Source organism: Roseovarius sp. JB2-10 (assembly GCF_055693585.1).
This window is the reverse complement of sequence record NZ_CM146337.1, coordinates 387,112-406,059: the sequence shown is the minus strand read 5'-3', so window position 1 is coordinate 406,059 and position 18,948 is coordinate 387,112. Positions and strand designations below refer to the sequence as shown.

At 57.9% G+C, this 18,948-nt stretch carries 19 protein-coding genes and 1 pseudogene; 10 read left to right on the top strand and 10 right to left on the bottom strand.

The genetic code is table 11. The annotated features are described in order from the left end of the window. Positions 1–118: 118 nt before the first annotated feature. Together ACZ1HJ_RS01975 and ACZ1HJ_RS01970 are read left to right on the top strand one after the other, a co-directional pair. Complete coding sequence (locus tag ACZ1HJ_RS01975; RefSeq protein WP_472720691.1) at positions 119–1,438, top strand: UDP-glucose dehydrogenase family protein; 1,320 nt, start codon at positions 119–121, stop codon at positions 1,436–1,438. Between the two features lie 73 nt (positions 1,439–1,511). Beyond that, positions 1,512–2,729, top strand: coding sequence for an MFS transporter (locus ACZ1HJ_RS01970; RefSeq protein WP_472722134.1), 1,218 nt, complete (start codon positions 1,512–1,514; stop codon positions 2,727–2,729). On the opposite strand, the gene trhO is transcribed toward ACZ1HJ_RS01970, so the two are convergent. After that, the gene (trhO, locus tag ACZ1HJ_RS01965; RefSeq protein ID WP_472720690.1) at positions 2,726–3,640 is read right to left on the bottom strand and encodes an oxygen-dependent tRNA uridine(34) hydroxylase TrhO; all 915 of its coding nucleotides are present in this window, start codon (positions 3,638–3,640) and stop codon (positions 2,726–2,728) included. The genes ACZ1HJ_RS01970 and trhO overlap by 4 nt on opposite strands. A 99-nt stretch (positions 3,641–3,739) precedes the next feature. Here trhO and pncA point away from each other — a divergent pair, with 99 nt between their 5' ends. From pncA to ACZ1HJ_RS01925, 8 genes are all read left to right on the top strand, one after another. After that, positions 3,740–4,336, top strand: a complete 597-nt coding sequence (gene pncA, locus ACZ1HJ_RS01960) for a bifunctional nicotinamidase/pyrazinamidase (RefSeq protein WP_472720689.1) — start codon at positions 3,740–3,742, stop codon at positions 4,334–4,336. A gap of 73 nt (positions 4,337–4,409) precedes the next feature. Continuing rightward, entirely contained in the window at positions 4,410–4,865 is a 456-nt protein-coding gene (locus tag ACZ1HJ_RS01955; protein WP_472720688.1) for a universal stress protein, read from the top strand. An 88-nt stretch (positions 4,866–4,953) separates the two neighbouring features. Further along, positions 4,954–5,517, top strand: a complete 564-nt coding sequence (locus ACZ1HJ_RS01950) for a NifU family protein (protein ID WP_472720687.1) — start codon at positions 4,954–4,956, stop codon at positions 5,515–5,517. Between the two features lie 4 nt (positions 5,518–5,521). Beyond that, positions 5,522–6,187, top strand: coding sequence for a tRNA (adenosine(37)-N6)-threonylcarbamoyltransferase complex dimerization subunit type 1 TsaB (gene tsaB / locus ACZ1HJ_RS01945; RefSeq protein WP_472720686.1), 666 nt, complete (start codon positions 5,522–5,524; stop codon positions 6,185–6,187). After that, a complete protein-coding gene (locus ACZ1HJ_RS01940) occupies positions 6,174–6,599 on the top strand; it encodes a GNAT family N-acetyltransferase (protein WP_472720685.1) in 426 nt (141 codons plus the stop codon). The genes tsaB and ACZ1HJ_RS01940 overlap by 14 nt, the downstream gene beginning before the upstream one ends. 98 nt (positions 6,600–6,697) lie before the next feature. After that, complete coding sequence (locus ACZ1HJ_RS01935) at positions 6,698–7,333, top strand: LysE family translocator (RefSeq protein WP_472720684.1); 636 nt, start codon at positions 6,698–6,700, stop codon at positions 7,331–7,333. A 135-nt stretch (positions 7,334–7,468) separates the two neighbouring features. Next, positions 7,469–8,497, top strand: coding sequence for a sulfite exporter TauE/SafE family protein (locus ACZ1HJ_RS01930; RefSeq protein ID WP_472720683.1), 1,029 nt, complete (start codon positions 7,469–7,471; stop codon positions 8,495–8,497). Next, positions 8,382–9,137, top strand: coding sequence for a TIGR02186 family protein (locus ACZ1HJ_RS01925; RefSeq protein ID WP_472720682.1), 756 nt, complete (start codon positions 8,382–8,384; stop codon positions 9,135–9,137). Before ACZ1HJ_RS01930 ends, ACZ1HJ_RS01925 begins: the two co-directional genes overlap by 116 nt. Positions 9,138–9,235: 98 nt before the next feature. On the opposite strand, the gene ACZ1HJ_RS01920 is transcribed toward ACZ1HJ_RS01925, so the two are convergent. From ACZ1HJ_RS01920 to ACZ1HJ_RS01880, 9 genes and pseudogenes are all read right to left on the bottom strand, one after another. Then, positions 9,236–9,970: an SDR family oxidoreductase gene (locus ACZ1HJ_RS01920; protein ID WP_472720681.1), complete on the bottom strand. Its 735-nt coding sequence runs from the start codon at positions 9,968–9,970 to the stop codon at positions 9,236–9,238. After that, positions 9,967–11,493 (bottom strand): AAA family ATPase, encoded by a 1,527-nt coding sequence (locus tag ACZ1HJ_RS01915; protein WP_472720680.1) that lies wholly within the window; start codon positions 11,491–11,493, stop codon positions 9,967–9,969. Before ACZ1HJ_RS01915 ends, ACZ1HJ_RS01920 begins: the two co-directional genes overlap by 4 nt. A 52-nt stretch (positions 11,494–11,545) precedes the next feature. Further along, the gene (locus ACZ1HJ_RS01910; protein ID WP_472720679.1) at positions 11,546–12,232 is read right to left on the bottom strand and encodes an acyl-homoserine-lactone synthase; all 687 of its coding nucleotides are present in this window, start codon (positions 12,230–12,232) and stop codon (positions 11,546–11,548) included. Between the two features lie 184 nt (positions 12,233–12,416). Then, a pseudogene (locus ACZ1HJ_RS01905) lies at positions 12,417–13,143 on the bottom strand (helix-turn-helix transcriptional regulator). After that, positions 13,082–13,291, bottom strand: a complete 210-nt coding sequence (locus ACZ1HJ_RS01900; RefSeq protein ID WP_472720678.1) for a hypothetical protein — start codon at positions 13,289–13,291, stop codon at positions 13,082–13,084. Before ACZ1HJ_RS01900 ends, ACZ1HJ_RS01905 begins: the two are co-directional and overlap by 62 nt. A 185-nt stretch (positions 13,292–13,476) precedes the next feature. Next, positions 13,477–16,428 carry an error-prone DNA polymerase gene (locus tag ACZ1HJ_RS01895; RefSeq protein ID WP_472720677.1) on the bottom strand — a complete coding sequence of 984 codons (2,952 nt, stop codon included), beginning with the start codon at positions 16,426–16,428 and terminating at the stop codon, positions 13,477–13,479. A gap of 70 nt (positions 16,429–16,498) precedes the next feature. Further along, a complete protein-coding gene (locus ACZ1HJ_RS01890) occupies positions 16,499–16,978 on the bottom strand; it encodes a hypothetical protein (protein ID WP_472720676.1) in 480 nt (159 codons plus the stop codon). Next, entirely contained in the window at positions 16,975–17,457 is a 483-nt protein-coding gene (locus ACZ1HJ_RS01885) for an RNA pyrophosphohydrolase (protein WP_472720675.1), read from the bottom strand. The genes ACZ1HJ_RS01890 and ACZ1HJ_RS01885 overlap by 4 nt, the downstream gene beginning before the upstream one ends. Positions 17,458–17,605: 148 nt before the next feature. Next, positions 17,606–18,943, bottom strand: coding sequence for a S41 family peptidase (locus ACZ1HJ_RS01880; protein WP_472720674.1), 1,338 nt, complete (start codon positions 18,941–18,943; stop codon positions 17,606–17,608). Between the last annotated feature and the right edge of the window lie 5 nt (positions 18,944–18,948).

Here is an 18,948-nt window from a genome sequence, read left to right as displayed (position 1 = left end):
CCAAGCGTGACGTGCAGGTGACGCGTGGACCTGCAGATGGGTCCAAGCACATCCCTTTGATTGACTTGGAATCCGCCCTGCCGCAGAACGTAAGAAGAGCAGTGACAAGGACAAGCGAATGAAAATCGCGATGATAGGGACCGGATACGTCGGCCTGGTATCAGGTGTATGCTTTTCCGATTTCGGCCATGATGTGGTCTGCGTCGACAAGGACCCCGAAAAGATTGCCAAACTGGAGGCAGGAGAAGTCCCGATCTATGAGCCGGGGCTCGAGGCGTTGATGGCCAAGAATGTCGAGGCTGGCCGGTTGACCTTCACCACCGATCTGGTGACCGCAGTAAACGGCGCCGAGGCTGTTTTCATCGCGGTTGGAACGCCCACGCGGCGCGGCGACGGCCATGCGGATTTGACCTATGTGATGGCAGCTGCGGAAGAAATTGCCGAAGTTGCGGAGGGTTACGTCGTTATTGTGACCAAAAGCACGGTGCCCGTGGGAACCAATCGGCAAGTAAAACAAGCGGTGAAGAAGGCCAACCCGGATTTGGACTTCGACGTCGCCAGCAACCCGGAATTTCTACGGGAAGGGGCGGCGATTGATGATTTCATGAAGCCGGATCGCGTGGTGGTTGGGGTTCAGACTGACCGCGCTGCCGAGGTGATGGCCGAAATTTACCGTCCGCTTTACCTCCGGGATTTTCCGATCATCACCACTGGTCTGGAAAGCGCGGAGATGATCAAATACGCGGCCAATGCGTTTCTGGCGACCAAGATCACCTTTATCAATGAGATTGCAGCGCTCTGCGAGCGCACCGGCGCGGACGTCAAGCAGGTGAGCCATGGGATGGGGTTGGACGGACGGATCGGCAACAAATTCCTGCATGCCGGCCCCGGATATGGCGGTAGCTGTTTTCCGAAAGATACCAAGGCGTTGGCGCGGATCGGGCAGGAGCATGGCCTACCGATGCAGATCACCGAAACGGTTATTAACGTCAATGAAGAAATCAAGCGCAGGATGATCGACAAGCTGCTTGATCTGTGTGGCGGCACATTTAACGGTAAACTGATTGGTGTTCTGGGTGTTACATTCAAGCCCAACACCGATGACATGCGCGACGCACCCAGCCTGACGATCATTCCGGCACTTGTTGGGGGTGGGGCCAAGGTGCGTGTCACCGACCCGCAGGGGCGTCACGAGGGCGAAGGTATGTTGCCCGGCGTCAGTTGGCAGGAAGACCCGTATAAATGCGCAAACAACGCCGATTTGCTGGTTATTCTGACGGAATGGAATGAATTTCGGGCGCTCGATCTCAAACGCATTGCGAAGAAGATGAACACGCCGCGGCTGGCGGATTTGCGCAATATCTATTCCCCGAAAGATGCAAAGCGAGCCGGGTTTGAAGCGTATGACAGCATTGGTCGCGCCGGGTTCGTAAAGTAGCCTGAGAAATACTGGCCCTTGGCGGCATGGATTGGCTCTGTACACCCTATCCACGCCCGCCTACCGTCACCTCATGACCGATAGCGTCGACATTCTTGATAGCCAATATGCGTGGTCGCGACTTGCGGTATCGTTGCTGATTGCGGTGATCTGCAGTGCGGGTATTTGGGTGATGGTTCTGATCATGCCTGCGGTTCAGGCCGAATTTGGTGTGGGCCGTGGCGATGTGTCTTTGCCCTACACGCTGACAATGATCGGATTTGCGTTTGGCAATCTGGTGATCGGACGCTTTGTCGATACCATTGGTGCCACGCGTGCCATCATTGGAGCCGGTATCGTCTTGACCATTGGGCTTGGGCTGGCGGCCACTAGCCAGTCGATCCTTGCGCTTTCCCTGTTGCAGATGGCGATAGGGTTCGGGTCCGCGGCTGGTTTTGGCCCGCTGATGGCCGATGTCTCGCAATGGTTCTTGCGACGGCGCGGGATTGCGGTGGCCATCACGGCCAGCGGCAACTATTTGTCGGGTGCGATTTGGCCCTTGTTGCTCTCGGGTGTCCTGGAAGAAAGCGGCTGGCGCGCGGTCTATTGGGTGCTGGCGACCGTAACCTTGCTCGGCATGGTGCCTCTGGCGCTGGTCTTGCGGCGCAAAGTGCCGGTGTCGGCAACACAGCACTCCAACACGCTTTCAGAAACGCGTGCGCAGGCAGCGGGGATCAAACCGGGTGTTCTTGTGCTGCTTCTCGGTATGGCCGGCGTGGGTTGTTGCGTGGCCATGTCCATGCCGCAGGTCCATATCGTGAGCTTTTGCGTCGATCTGGGCTATTCAGCGGGGGTCGGCGGGCAAATGCTGTCGGTAATGCTGATTTGCGGTGTCATCTCGCGACTGGCCTCAGGGTTTCTGGCTGACTGGCTGGGCGGGGTGAAGACCGTTTTGATTGGCTCTGCACTGCAATGCCTGGCTTTGTTCCTCTATCTGCCAGCGGGCAGTTTGGTATCGCTGTATCTGGTCAGCGCAATCTTTGGTCTGGCGCAGGGCGGCATTGTCCCCGGGTATGCGGTGGTGGTGCGGGAATACCTGCCCAGTGAAGAGGCAGGCCGCCGGGTGGGACTTGTGTTGATGATGACCGTGCTTGGCATGGCGCTTGGGGGGTGGATGTCCGGTTGGATTTACGACCTGACCGGTGATTACGGCATGGCCTTCCTGAATGGCATTGCGTGGAACGTCCTGAACATCGCTATTCTGGTCTTCATCCTGATGCGCACCCGTGGACCACGGCTGGCCACGGCTTAATCACCGGGAAGGTTGGTCATATGCTTTTCGCCCCGCGCCTCGGCGAGGGCGATCTGTTTCTGACGTTCACGGAAACGGTTCTTGTCGTCTTCTGACGTCTCGTCGGCGCAATGGTGGCAAGACACACCGTGTTCGTATGACGCGTGCTCCATATCGGCGGGCAGGATCGGGCGGCGGCAAGCATAGCAAAGCTGATGCGGCCCCTCACGCAGGCCGTGACCCACCGAAACACGCCCATCAAACACAAAGCATTCGCCGTCCCATTCGCTCTCGGCCTGGGGTACCTCTTCGAGGTATTTAAGGATGCCACCCTTGAGGTGGTAGACATCTTCAACCCCCTGACCCAAGAGATAGTTTGTGGATTTTTCGCAGCGAATGCCACCGGTGCAAAACATCGCGATTTTCTTGTTGTGAAAGCGATGCTTGTTGGCTTCCCACCACGCCGGAAAATCGCGGAAACTGGCGGTTTGCGGGTCAATCGCGCCCTTGAATGTACCGATGGCTACTTCGTAGTCGTTGCGCGTGTCGATGACGGCCACGTCCTCGCTGTTGATCAGATCATTCCAGTCTTCGGGGTCGACATAGCTGCCCACCTTGGCCTGCGGATCAACATCCGGTTGGCCCATCGTCACGATTTCTTTCTTGAGGCGTACGCGGAGGCGGCCAAAGGGCTGCGCATCGGCAAAGCTCTCCTTATGTTCCAACCCCTCACATCCGGGCAGTGCGCGGATATGGGCGAGCACTCGGTCGATCCCCGCGCGCGATCCGGCAATCGTGCCGTTGATGCCCTCACCCGCAAGCAAGAGGATGCCGCGAATGTCCTCGGCCCGACATAAATCCAAGAGCGGCGCCTGAACAGCAGCCGGATCTTCAAAGCGTGTGAAGTGATAGAGCGCAGCAACGGTATACATAGCGCCGCGATTTACGCCTTTGGCGCCTGCCGGGCAAGGGGATGATTGACGTGCCGGGGCGCGGGCGCGTAGGCATATGGCAAAAAGGAGTACGTGCCCATGACCGACGCGCTGATCGTGATTGATGTGCAAAATGATTTCTGCCCCGGCGGTGCGTTGGCCGTGGCGGGCGGAGATGAGATTGTGCCGGGTATCAATGCGATGATGACGGCATTCAGTGCCGTGATCCTGACGCAGGACTGGCATCCGTCGGGGCATTCCTCCTTTGCGTCATCGCATGACGGGCTCGATCCGTTTGGGACGGTAGACATGCCCTATGGCACTCAGGTTCTGTGGCCGGATCACTGTATTCAGGGCAGCTCAGGTGCAGCGTTTCATGGCGGCCTTGCAACTGATCGCGCGGATATGATTGTGCGGAAAGGCTACAATCCGCAGATTGACAGTTATTCGGCGTTTTTTGAAAACGACCACAAAACACCCACGGGGTTGCACGGGTATCTGCAGACACGCGGGATTACCGCCCTGACCATGGTGGGTCTGGCCACGGATTTCTGCGTCAATTTTTCGGCCGTTGATGCAGCGAAACTGGGCTATGCTGTAACTGTCGAAAGCAAACAGTGCCGGGCCATTGATCTGGATGGCTCTTTGGCGGCAGCAATGACCGGTATGGCGGATGCAGGTGTCACCCTGATCTGACCCTGTGCAACGCGTCTTGCCCCTCTTGGTAATTCTCGTCATGATGGCATGTCGACTATGAGAGGGTCCGATCATGCGCAAGTTTCTCGTCGTTCTTGATGACAGCCGCGAATGCCTGAACGCCATGCGTTTTGCCGCCATGCGGGCCGCGCATACCGGTGGCGGGGTTGAGGTTCTGGCCGTCATTCCACCCGAAGAGTTCAACCACTGGATCGGTGTCGGTGACATCATGCGCGAAGAAGCGCGCGAGCGCATTCAGGCCCATTTTGAGGTCTTTGCGAAGTGGATGCGCGATAAACAGGGTGTCGATCCGGAGTTGGTGATCCGTGAAGGCGAGCCTGTGGCAGAGATCATGGCGCAAGTTCAGGAAGACAACGAAATCGGTGTTCTGGTGCTGGGTGCGGGAACCGACAAAAAGGGGCCGGGGCCGTTGGTCACGCAGCTTTCGAAGAATTCAGGTTCGCTTGAAATTCCAATGACGATTGTACCGGGTGATCTGAGCAAAGAGCGGCTGGAAGCGATCACCTGACGGTTTTCGACAGTTTAGAATCGTTCCAAACCTTGACTCACGCGGCCTGCAGGCGCATATCGGATGCAGACACGAAAGGTTCTGCCCCATGTTCATTCAGACCGAATCCACACCCAACCCTGCGACGCTGAAATTTCTGCCCGGCCAGACCGTGCTTGAAACCGGAACGGCGGATTTTCCGACACCCGAAGGTGCCGAGCAATCGCCGCTGGCGGAGCGTATCTTCAAGGTGCAGGGCGTCTCCGGCGTGTTTTTCGGCAATGACTTCGTGACCGTGACCAAGGCCGATGACACCGAATGGGATCATCTGAAACCCGCCATTCTGGGCGCCATCATGGAGCATTTTCAATCGGGTAAACCGATCATGATCGGGGACGCCGCCGCGGCATCCGGCCATGCGGAACACGATGGTGAAGACGCAGAAATCGTGGGCCAGATTAAAGAATTGCTGGATACGCGTGTGCGTCCAGCCGTGGCGCAGGATGGCGGCGATATCACGTTCCACGGTTTCGAGCGCGGCGTCGTTTATCTGCACATGCAAGGTGCCTGCGCGGGCTGCCCGTCGTCAACGATCACGTTGAAAATGGGCATCGAGAATCTGCTGCGCCATTACATCCCCGAAGTGACAGAAGTACGCCCCGTCGGCGTCTAACCTCATGCCCACTGCTCCCTTGATTTTGGGGTTCGATACGTCGGGCCCCTATATCAGTGCCGTCGTGTTGCACGGGGATACGGTTTTGTCCGATGCTCATGATCCCATGGCCAAAGGGCAGGGGGAGATGTTGTTTCCGTTGCTTGAAGACCTATTGAAACGGGCGGATGCCTCATGGGGCGACCTTACAGCCATTGGCGTTGGTGTTGGCCCGGGAAATTTCACCGGCATTCGTATCTCGGTGTCGGCGGCGCGGGGTTTGGCCTTGTCATTGGACATTCCGGCGGTTGGGGTAAGCTTGCTGGAGGCAGTGGCGTTGGGCACAAAAACACCGGTTCTGTCCTGCCTGTCAGCGCCGCGCGATCAGTGTTTTGTGCAAGGGTTTGGCACAGTCGCGGACATCCCCGCGCAATTCACGGCAATATCCGATGTGGCGTCTGATTGGTCCATGCCGGGCCTGACATGTGTCGGCTCCGCCGCCGATCCGGTGGCCAGTATTCTGGGGGCGAAAACTGCACCGGCCGCCTATGCGCCAGGATCCGCGATTGCGCGTCTGGCATCATCGCGATGGGACCAAGGCCCACAGCCGCCCGCGCCACTCTATTTGAAACCCGCCGATGCGGCGCCTGCGCGGGACAGAGCCCCGGTGATTTTGGATGATGACGCCTGAAGAAATGGCGCAGGTGCATGCCCTGGCGTTCGATGGGCAAGGGCGGTCATGGTCTGCGGCTGAGTTTACCGCATTGTTGGAAAGCCCGCATGCACATGTCTTGGGGGATGCACGGTGTTTTGCCCTGCTCCGGGTTGTTGCGGATGAAGCCGAACTTTTGACCATTGCGACAGATCCGGCGCACCGCCGAAACGGTCTGGCGTCCGAAGTTTTGGCGCAACTGGAAGCCAAGGCGATGGCATTGGGTGCCGGACATGTGTTTCTGGAAGTTGCGCAAGATAATGCGGCTGCTTTGGCACTATACCGGCGCGCCGGGTACGACGAATATGGCAGGCGGGCCGGCTATTACACCCGGCCTGACGGGGCGCGGCTGGATGCGCTTTTGTGCCGCAAGATTTTGTCTGGAGCCTGACGCGCATGGTTCGACCTTCATCGAAACACTGGCTCGGGTATTTGACCTATGGTCGAAAGGTGCGTTTGCACAGCGCCCTTTGATTTTGGAGACTGACCATGGCTGACCTTCCTCTCTACCTGCCGGGATTTTTCGCCGCCTACGCAATCCTTCTTGTGGGTGCGTCATCACCCGGGCCGTCAGTTGCCATGCTGATTGGGATAGCCACATCGCAGGGGCGTGCCCCTGCGTTGGTCGCCACCTTGGGGATTGCGACGGGGAGCCTTACGCTCAATCTGCTGACAATGATTGGCGTCGGGTTACTGTTGTCGCAGGCCGCCTGGGCCATGAGCCTGATGCGCCTGATTGGTGCAGCGTACCTGCTTTATCTGGCCTATGGCGCGTTTCGCAAAGCAGTGAACCCGCCGGCATTCCACCTAGAGCCTGGGCATGTGCAGTCATCGATGCGTCACTTTGGAACCGGGTATCTGTTGCAGGTGACCAACCCCAAAGCCGTTGCGTTTTGGCTTGCCATTGCATCGATCGGCGCGGTTGAAGGTGCGGGATGGTTGATCACCGCCCTGTTTATTGCCGGTGCATTTTTGATCTCGTTTATCTGCCATGCCGCATGGGCGATTGCTTTGTCGGCGGCACCCATACGGCGTGCTTATGGATCCGGGCGGCGTTGGATCGAGTCGGGGCTTGGATTTTTCTTCACATTTGCTGCGTATAAACTGGCAATTAGTAAGATCTAAATTCTCACTGATTGAAACAAGTTGTGATGAAAATTGCATCACCATAAGTCCAGTTTCGAAGAAAAGATCGGGCCTGAAACGATTTAGCCGCCGTGACGCCTTGCAATTCTCGGGGATGTGGCGCTAGGACAGCCCATGCAGATATACCTCCCCATTGCAGAAGTCTCCGTGAACGCTTTTTTGCTGCTCGGCCTGGGTGGTCTCGTGGGTATTTTGTCGGGAATGTTTGGGGTTGGCGGCGGCTTTTTGATGACGCCGCTTTTGTTTTTTATCGGCATTCCGCCGGCTGTGGCGGTTGCCACAGAAGCCAACCAAATCGTGGCGTCGTCGTTTTCAGGTGTGTTGGCCCATCTAAGGCGAAAAACCGTTGATCTGAAGATGGGAACAGTGCTGCTGATCGGCGGTCTGGTGGGTGCGGCCTTAGGGGTGGTGGTATTCAATTACCTCAAATCGCTGGGTCAGGTCGATCTTCTGGTCAAGCTTTGCTACGTGATTTTTCTGGGCATCATCGGTGCCATGATGTTTGTCGAGAGCCTGAATGCCATTCGTAACACGCGTTCGGGCAAAGCACCCAAGCGCAAGAAGCATAACTGGATCCACGGTTTGCCCTTCAAGATGCGGTTTCGCACGTCGGGTTTGTATATCAGCGTGATCCCACCCCTGATCGTGGGCGTGTGTGTTGGTATTCTGGCGGCGATCATGGGTGTCGGCGGCGGGTTCATCATGGTTCCTGCGATGATTTACCTGCTGGGAATGCCCACAAAAGTGGTTGTCGGTACATCCCTGTTCCAGATTATCTTTGTCACCGGCTTTACGACCATGTTGCACGCGACCACGAACTACACGGTGGATATCGCGCTGGCGGTTCTTCTGTTGGTGGGGGGCGTGATCGGGGCGCAGGTGGGCACAAGGATCGGCGTGAAGATGAAGGCCGAACAGCTGCGTATTCTACTGGCTCTGATGGTTCTAGCCGTGTGCTTCAAACTGGCGCTGGATCTGCTGATCATGCCGTCCGAACTCTATTCCATCGGCGCGACGGGGGGCATTGATGTTACGTGTCCTTTTCGTACTGTGCCTGATCGCGGTGCCCGCATTTGCAGAAGATGTGGTGTTGGGCCTGAGCGCAGACGAAGTGGCGATTACAGCCGATTTCGACGGATCTGAACTGCTGGTCTTCGGCGCCGTGAAGCGCGAAGCGCCGATACCGGACGAACCGCTGGAGGTGATTGTCGCAATTGCTGGGCCGTCGGTGCCGCTGACGGTGCGCCGCAAGGAAAAGAAACTGGGTATCTGGGTCAATACCGACGCTGTCGAAGTGAAGGCAGCGCCCAGTTTTTATGCTGTGGCGACAACGGGACCTTTGAAAGATGTTTTGGCGCCGATTGAGGATTTACGTCACCGGATTTCGATCCCGAAGGCGATTAAGCTTGTCGGGGCATCGCCACAGGTCAGCGACCCTCAGAGCTTTGCAGAAGCGCTTGTGCGTATTCGCAAAGGCAACAATGCCTATCAGTTGCTTGAAGGTAATGTCGCGTTGGATCAGCAGACGCTGTTCAGGACGTCGATCACGCTGCCGTCGAACCTGACAGAGGGGGATTATGCGACGCGTATATTCCTGACCCGCAAGGGCTACGTTGTATCACAGTTCGAAACGACCATTGATGTGCGCAAGGTCGGATTGGAACGGTGGCTTTACAATCTGTCACGGGAACAACCGATGCTCTACGGGCTGATGTCACTGGCGATTGCGATCGCCGCTGGATGGGGTGCTGCGGCTGCATTTCAGATATTGCGGCGCGGATAGGGTTATCTTGTCACATTGAGTGCGCGGATGCGCACGCTCGATATCTCGTCCGCGGCCTTTGGCCTGTGTACTCGGGGTCCAACAGCCAGCGTAGCGCGTCACCCACGGCCGATATAGGGCATCTTGGTGGCCAGAACCGTCATGAACTGAACATTGGCGCTGCCCGGGAGCTGCGCCATGTGCAGAACGGAACGTGCGGCATCCTCAACATCCATCATGGGCATGAGAGGCGCATCGGGATTGGCAACCTGTGCGCGTTTGTTCAAATCTTCAACCAGTTCGGATTTTGCATTGCCGATATCGATTTGACCGCAGGCGATATCAAAGGCGCGCCCGTCCAGTGACAGGCTGCGCGTGAGACCTGTGATTGCGTGTTTCGATGTGGTGTAGCACACCGAGCCGGGGCGTGGATTATGCGCAGATAGCGAACCGTTGTTGATAATTCGCCCCCCTTGAGGCGATTGCCGGCGCATTTGGGCAAAGGCGAGGCGTGCGGCAATGAACATGCCGCGAATGTTGACGTTGATCACGTCTTCGAACGCATCCAGTGGAATTTCGTCTATCGGCCCGGAAGGGCCAAACATGCCCGCATTGTTGAAGAGTGCATCAAGGCGACCCGCTTGGGACATGAACGTGGCGAAGGCGCTTTCCATGGCGTCGGGGTCGGTTACGTCGGCCACCAAGGGAACGGCATTTGGATTGGCGTCTGTGAGTGCCTGCAGTTTGTCCGCCCGTCGCGCCAGCATTCCAACACGCCAGCCGGCGTCGAGAAAAATCTGGGCGGTGGCAGCGCCTATGCCCGAGCTGGCCCCGGTGATCAGGATCGTTTTCATTGGTCTTCGGCCTCCAGTTCAAGTGGCGCAGGCGCAACGCGCAGATCGTCGATGCGCAGCCCACCTGTGGGTTTTGAGAGCCGGTTGCGCACGACCCAGTGCAGGCGCTCTTCGGCCCGGGTGATGGCCACATATGCCAGACGCTTCCAGAGCGGTTGGCCTGCCTCTGTTCGGCCCATGCGAGAGGCGGCGTAGAGATCAGGGGCAAAGACCTGCACGTCATTCCACTGGCTGCCTTGTGCCTTGTGGATGGTCACAGCCGCGCCATGCAGAAAAGTCGCTCCCATACGCGCGGCGAAGGGGATAAAAGGTTCTTCTTCATCTGGTTTTTCAATTTTGACGATGCTGGCGGCGCTGACCTGCGGGTCCTCTGCGCCCATGACATGCAGGCGCGAAAAGCCAGGTTTGCGGCCGGGCCCCAAATAGACAACCTGAGCTCCTTTGATCAATCCGCGAGCTTCGAGGTCGAGCCGTTTCTTGCGGTGCTTGAGCGGGAGTTCGATGCCATCGCAGATCAGCGGCTCGCCTTCGAGCAATTCGGTTTCCGGCGCGCCATGCACGGCACGGAATGCATTGATCAGTCGAATGCGTGTTGCGTTGCGCCACACCAAAACCGGGCTGCGCGCCATGAGGTCGACCTCGACACGTTGCGCCATAACCACGCGATCATCCTTCTGGGCGGCACTTTCGATCATCTGCTCGAAGCGATGAAAATCCGTTTCAGGATCTGCCAGGGCATGGGCCAGATCGAGGATGGGGTTGTCAGCGTCCTGCCGATGGACGCGGTGCAATTCCAACTTGGCCGGGGCTGGCAGAGCTTCAAACACCATCGAGCCGGATTGATTCACCGGAGCCAATTGCGCCGGATCTCCGAATAAAAGCAGCGTGGGAAAAATTTCCTGCAGATCTTCAAACTGCTTGTCGTCCAGCATGGAGGCTTCGTCGACAAAACCAACATCCAACGGCTCTTCGCGGCGTTTCCAGCCGGTGATGAAATCTGACCCCCGCAGGCCAGCCGCAGCCAATGCGCCGGGGATGGATTTGTTGGATTGAAAAAACGCATGCGCGCGGTCCAGCGCAACATCGGTCAACCCTTCGATCTCAGGACGTTCCCCGTGACCTGCCAACCATTCGGCGATCTTTTCATATTCCGGGTCATAGACAGGTGTGTAGAGAATGCGGTGGATGGTGGTCGCTGGCACACCACGCATCCGCAAAACGCTGGCGGCCTTGTTGGTGGGTGCAAGAATGGCCAATGTGCGGCGATCCTTGCGCCTGCGTCCTTCGTAGTCGCCGGACACGACATCAACACCGGCCTCTTCCAGCGCCCGGTAGAGGGCGGCCAGCAGCAGGGTTTTTCCCGACCCTGCTTTACCGATCACGGCCATTGTGCTTGAGGCACCGTCCCGTGGTGGTGTTAGTAAACCTTCGTCCAGATCAATGCCCGCGCGTCGCAAAACATCTGCGATGCGGTCATGTGCATCCGCTTGATCGTGGGAAAATGTAAGGGCAGGTGCAGACATGGCGCGACCCTACAGCCGCACCACGCCAGTGACCAGAGTGAGAACTGTCAGATTAGGCCGATACGCGGTCCAATGTCGGATGGATACGTGCCGGGGCATGGGCCATTTGCCGATAGGGGTGACCCGGGACGTTGGGGCCGAAGCTGGCCTGGAACCACGCGTCGGATTGTTCCATTGAGATGCCCGAGCGCTTGGCTACTTTTTCGCGGGCCTCATCAGTGAATTCCCATAGACCAACACTGATCTGATCGCGGCCCTCGCCTTGAGAGCCTACGATTTCGGGTGAAGACCCAATGGCGCGGTAAATCCGGACCATACGGGCGTCAAACACACCGACGTAATGTTTGATGGCAAAGTTGCGCATGATCTCGCCGCCGGCCTGCATCAGGGCGGCAGCAACCTGCGATCCAGCACCACGGGACAGGCAAAAGCGGGTGCATTCCCAAATCAAGGGACTGGTGATGTGCACATCCTCATTGAGGTGGCTGAAATGGTCGTTGACCATTGTGGGCCCGGTTGTGGGCAGAAGGCGCATGGAGCCGCCATGGGTGCCGTCTTCGTTTTCCCAGATGACGTAGAGAGGGTTCAGCCCATCATAGCTGTCGCGCTCGAAGCCTTCTTCATTGACCGAGACCTCCCAGCCAAGCCGCGTTTTGAATTGATCCGCCCGATCTTGAAACATGGTTTCCGAGAGTGTCGGGTGTTTTGCGAGGTCATTTCCGTAGATGTAACGCAGCATTGGCGTCCCCTTTTCTGGTTTTCATCACCAAAGATGGGGGCCCTTTGTTAACGGCACCTCGGGGGTGCGAACGGTTCGTAAACCAATTCGGGCTGTGGTTTACGATGGTTTTGGACCAGGTTTTCGTGCCTTGCACTGGGATGTTTTGGCATTCCAGACCGGCATCAGCGGCATTCTTTGACCGTCAAATCACGATCAAACCACGGGATAGGGCACGGGCCACTGCGTGCACCGTGTTCATCGCGCCAAGCTTGAAACGTGCTGATTCGATGTAGACCCTTAACGTGTGCTCTGAAATCGTCAGCGTCTCCGCCACCTGCGCCCGGCTGTATCCCATGGCCAGAAGCGTGATTGCGTCGATCTCACGGGGGGACAATGCCTGCGCCTGTTCCGGTTTTCGATCCGGTTCAAAATCCAGCGCTTTCTGGTTGAAGTAATGCGCGATCAGGATCAGGTCACGGCGGTGCTGTTCAGTAAAGGCCGCCCATGTGTCGTCGTCGCAGTTATGGCTGACAGTGTAGAGTGCGAATTGCCCGTTAGGCCCACGGACCGGGACAGAAAATCCTTGGTTTCCAACGCCATAGTCTATGGCTTCCTGTTGAAAGGCCCGTGCGGCCTTGCTGGACCAATCGAGCCTTTTCCAGTCCACAGGATGGAACCGTTGATAGCACCCTTGGATCACGGGATCGATTCTGCAGGTACTCTTTTTGCAAATAGCGCTGCACCCACTCTGGCGAGTAGGTGCCACATCCATATTGATCTCCGGCACCGCTGACCCAGTGGTATACCATATGGTCGACTTTGAAGTGGTCGCGCAGGTGTTCGATGGCCGTTTGCAGGCCGCTTAGTTCAGAGGCGTCTTCCAAGGCCTCCAATATTGTATCCAGCCGCATAGGCGGGGCCGCGTTCATCGGCAGTATTTCCTTCCCCAGTCAACGCCAGCTCACTCGCGGCCACTAGTTGTGTGTCATCCAACTGCTCGGCCAGAACACCCAGCCCGTTTTGTTGAGCGAATGTTTTGAGATCGGCAAGAACGTCGAGTATCCATTCGTTTTGCATGTCTAGCCTCGTTAACTGTGGTTAATGAAAAGTTAACTCAACTATAACATGTTAAGAATTTGTTTCGTATTCGCGGATTTTAACTCCCCAAAAATAGTGAGGTCCCTTTATTTAGGACCGATTTTGATTCTGACAGGCCTAGTTTAGCGCTCTTTTCTGTTTTGGGTGAATATGATTCGAAATATTCAACTCAACTTTAAATAATGCCGCGTGGCGCGTTCCGGAGCAGGGTTTTCGTGGGTTTGTGCCTCTGCCGGCGACAGTTGATCGCGTAGCAATGCCAGAGGGTGCGCCTTGAGAGACAGGCGGGTCGAGACATAATCCTCTACAACATTTTCGCCCAAGGTCATGTTGGGTAAGTGCGCGGCAGGCTCGGCAATGGCCTCGCCATCCATATCCAGGGCAAAGAGTGGTAAGGGTGCGCCCCCTGCCAGCGCCTTGGCTTCCCATAGTGCTTCCCGACGGGTCAGGCCCAGAACTGCGAAAGTATCTGCTTCGGCCAAACGCGTGATCGTGGCGGGGTTGAGGCCCGCGCGCCGCCAAAGATCCCCCACCGCCGCGTAGCCATTGCCTCGCGCGGCGGTGAGCCAGGCGGCATCCTCCTCGGCAAAGCCCTTGATCTGTCGAAACCCCAGACGCAGGGCTAGCACCCCCTGGCCATCGGGTTCCATCACATTGTCCCAATAGCTCGATTGCACACAAACAGGCCGGACGGTGACGCCATGCTCGCGTGCGTCACGGACAATCTGGGCAGGGGCATAAAACCCCATTGGTTGGGAGTTCAGAAGCGCGCAGGCAAAGATGCCGGGATGGTGGCATTTGATCCAGGCGCTGGCATAGACCAGGAGCGCGAAGCTGGCCGCGTGACTTTCGGGAAAGCCATAACTGCCGAAGCCTTCGATCTGGGAAAAGCACCTGTCGGCGAAATCATCATCATAGCCATTGGCGCGCATGCCTTTCATGAACCGCGTGCGAAATTCACTGACATTGCCATGTTTCTTGAACGTGGCCAGCGACCGGCGCAACCGATCGGCCTCATCCGGGGAAAAGCCTGCACCGATGATGGCAATTTGCATCGCCTGTTCCTGAAAGAGCGGCACGCCAAGGGTCTTGCCCAGCACCTCCCCCAGGGCATCGGAGGGGAACTGTACCTTCTCCTCGCCATTACGGCGGCGGATATAGGGGTGCACCATATCGCCCTGAATGGGGCCGGGGCGGATGATCGCGACCTCGATCACCAGATCATAGAAGGTGCGCGGCTTCATCCGCGGCAGGAAGTTCATCTGCGCCCGGCTTTCGACCTGAAAGACGCCGATACTGTCGGCCTTGCAAAGCATGTCATAGACGCGCGCATCCTCTGGCGGCAGCGTGGCCAGCGTGTAGCGGTGGCCATGATGCTGGGCCAGCAAATCAAACGCCTTGCGGATGCAGGTGAGCATGCCGAGGCTCAGCACATCGACCTTGAGGATGCCAAGCGCCTCGATATCGTCCTTGTCCCAGCAGATCACGGTGCGATCTTCCATGGTGGCGTTTTCAATCGGCACCAGTTCATCAAGGCGCCCCTCGGTCATGATGAACCCGCCCACATGCTGGCTTAGATGGCGGGGAAAGCCGGTGATTTCATGTACCAAAGCCATGGTCTGTTTCAGGCGGCGATCATCGGGATCAAGACCGATTTCCAGCATCCGTTCCCGCTCCAACGCGCCCGCGGCAAAGAACCCCCAGAGCTGCGAGGAGAGCGCACCAATGGTGTCCTGGCTCAGGCCCATCGCGGTGCCCACCTCGCGGATCGCGCGTTTACCGCGGTAATGCACCACCGTCGCGCAGAGCCCGGAGCGGTGGCGGCCATAGCGTTCATAGATATGCTGGATCACCTCTTCGCGGCGTTCATGCTCAAAATCGACGTCGATATCGGGCGGTTCATCCCGCGCCTCACTGACAAACCGCTCAAAGACCATCGTGCCGATCTCGGGGGAAACCGAAGTGACGCCAAGACAGTAGCACACCACGGAATTGGCGGCTGAGCCGCGCCCCTGGCAGAGGATGTTGCGGCTCCGCGCAAAGGCGACAACGTCATGTACGGTCAGGAAATAGGGCTCGTATTTCAGGCGGGCGATCAGATCGAGCTCATGTTCGAGCATGGCACGCACCTTCTCGGGCGCGCCGTGAGGGTAGCGCCAATTCAGACCTTCAAAAGCCAGGCGGCGCAGGCGGTCGGACGGGGTTTCGCCCTGGGCGATTTCGCTGGGATATTCATAGCGTAATTCGTCAAGCGAGAAGGTGAGGGACCGGGCCAGTTCGCCCGTGCGGTCCACGGCGGCTTCGTATCCTGCAAAAATGCGGCGCATTTCGGATTCGGACCGCAGACGGTTTTCACTGTTGGCCAGTGCACCGCGTCCCAGATCATCAATGCGTGTCCCGGTGCGAATGGAAGTCAGCACGTCTGCCAGACGACGACGGGTGGCGCGGTGCATGCGGGGGGTGGCGGAGGCGACGGTGAGCAGGCCCAGATCGTCGGCAACCTTGCTCAGGGCGGTAAACCGTGTGGTGTCCTGTCCGTCGTAATGCGGGGCCATCAACAGGTGTAATTGCGCAGCAAGGCGGCGCGTCAGCCGTTGTGCCAGCGGCATCCATCCATCCGCGCCGCGCGGCAAATGTGGCGTGGTTGGCGGATGGAGCAAAAGGGCGAGACCCGCGGTGGTATCGCCCGTCAGGTCGGACAGCATCAGGCGACATTCGCCCTTGGGCGCGCGACGACGGCCTGTGGTCAGCAAGCGGCATAGACTGGCCCAACCGGTACGATCCCGGGGGAGTGCAGTCAGTGTCAGCCCGTCTTCCAGCACGATCCGCGCGGCGGGGATCAGGCGCGGACTTGCATCCCATGTGGGGGGTGCCGCGCCCTCTGGTGCAGGTGGTCCAATGGGGCCGTCCCTGGCCTCATGTGCGCGGCGCTCGGCCACCTGACGGGCAATGTCGCGGGCGGCCACATGCGCCCGCACAATCCCGGCCACGGAATTTTCATCCGCGATGGCAAGTGCCGGCAGTCCCAGCTGGGCTGCGTGATGCACGTATTCCTCGGGGTGGGAGGCCCCGGTGAGAAAGGTGAAATTAGAGGTGATCGATAACTCGGTGAACATGGCAGACGTACATCATATTCACGTTTTGTTCTTTTTGCGAGTCCCATGTGGGAGCCCGCGCCATTTTAGCTCAGTTGCTACAGTTCTTGCCCTTCATGCACTGGGTTGCCTGCTTCAGCATCGCCTTCGTCGGCTCGGCAAATTCGAACCCGCCACAGGGCGTGACGGCCAGCACGTAGCTGTCCCCTGACTTTTCCAGAAACGCCAAGTAGTCCGTCCCTGACACAGGCCGCCCGCACCAAGGGCCAAAACACATGGCACGGACTGTCACGGGCCGGTCAAACGCCGCCTCGAACCCGGCCTGAGACAGGGATTTCCCGGTCAGACGCCCCGGGATGTCTGTTTCCGGCGGGGTTTCGTCCTGACGGTTCAAATCGACCTCGGGCAATTGACTTTCGTCAAAGCTCAAAGTGCCATGTACGACAACATAGGTTTTCTCAGAGGCTGCGGCCTCGTTGTAGCTGCTGGTCACATCCGGTGGCAGACATGAGAGTGACAGGGCCGGGCTTGCGGCGCACGACAGCACGACGGGCAAAAGATAGCGTTTCATAGAAGCTCTCCAAACTGGTCAAGGACGCGTTCATACACATTGCGCTTGAACGGCACGATATTGGCCACAAGTTCGTTGGCGGCCAACCATCGCCATTCGGAAAATTCAGGATGTTCGGTTGCGATGTTCACATCTGCATCCGTGCCGTTGAAGCGCAGCAAATACCATTTCTGTTCCTGCCCGCGATACCGCCCTTTCCAGAGGCGCGGCACCAGATCGTGCGGCAGATCATACGCGATCCAATCCTGCGTCTCGGCCTCGACCGTGACAAGATCAGACACAACACCGGTTTCTTCCCACAATTCCCGCAGGGCCGCATCGCGCGGCGCTTCGCCCGGATCCACACCACCCTGAGGCATTTGCCATGCTGCTGTGTTGTTATCCAGACGTTGGCCAACAAAGACATGGCCGTCCGGATTGACCAACATCACGCCCACGCAGGGCCGGTAAGGAAGCAGTTCAATTTCTGCGGGGGTCATTCGAAGTTCCGCTTTCTTGGTATGTCACTGACATAAACATTCGAGCACCGCCATTCCAGTGCCGGGGTCTTTCGCCTCAAACAGGCGGGCAAGAAAACGCCGCGGCCAACCAAGCCGCGGCGTTAAGATTTACCAAAAGCAAAATGCTCTATTCGTCGCCATTCAGCGCCGTGAGGCCTTTGAGGATGTCGATGGCATAGGCCAGCTGGTAGTCATCCTCGCGCAGCTTTGCAGCTTCTTCTGCGCGGGCATTGTCTTCTTCGATCTGACGAATTTCGTCCTCGGACAGACTATCGTTGTTGAGGCTGCCACGCAGATCGGCCTCTGACCGGAAGCCGCGCTGGTTTTCTTCCTCTTCATCCTCGGATTCAGGCGCACGGCGCGGTTGTTCCACCACAATGTCGGGCGAGACGCCAAGGGCCTGAATCGATCGGCCTGATGGCGTGTAATAGCGCGCCGTCGTCAGGCGCATAGCCCCGTCACCGCGCAGCGGCATGACGGTCTGAACCGAGCCTTTGCCAAAGCTCTTGGTGCCCACAACAATGGCACGGCGGTGATCCTTGAGGGCACCGGCAACGATCTCGGAAGCACTGGCGGAGCCGCCGTTGATCAGAACAACAATCGGTTTGCCATCAGCCAAATCCCCTTCGGTGGCATTGAAACGATCACCGTCTTCGGGCGCACGTCCGCGGGTGCTGACGATTTCACCCTTCTCAAGGAAGGCATCGGAAACACGGATCGCTTGTGTCAGCAATCCGCCCGGGTTGTTGCGCAAATCCAGAATGATGCCGCGAATGTTATCAAACCCGCCGGCTTCTTCGACCTGTTCTTTCAAACCGCTTTCAAGGTTCTTATAGGTCTGGTCGTTGAATGTAGTGACGCGGAGCACGACGGTATCTTGCTCGGTACGGGTGCGAACCGCGGTCAGCTTGATCGTGTCGCGTACGATGGAGACGTCGAACGGCTCGGTCTCTCCCTCGCGCACCACAGTGATCACGATCTCGCTGCCCACTGGGCCGCGCATCAGATCAACTGCCTCATCAAGGGTCAGACCCAGAACGCTTTCATTGTCGACATGGGTGATGAAATCGCCAGCTTCGACGCCGGCCTCATCCGCGGGGGTGCCATCAATCGGCGAGACGACTTTGACGAACCCATCTTCCTGCGTGACTTCGATCCCCAGACCGCCAAATTCACCGCGCGTCTGCACCCGCATATCGGCCGCGTCATTTGGCGAAAGATAGCTGGAATGTGGATCAAGCGATGTCAGCATGCCGTTGATCGCTGCTTCGATCAGATCAGCTTCATCTACCTCTTCGACATATTGTGATCGGATGCGCTCAAAGATATCTCCAAACAGGTCCAGCTGTTCGTAAACATTGGTCGCTTTTGCAGCTTCCTGTGCCAGCAAAGGGGCAGCGACCTGGGTGGTCACCACCACGCCTGTCAGCGTTCCGGCCGCGGCGGCCATCAGGAATTTTTTCATCGCAT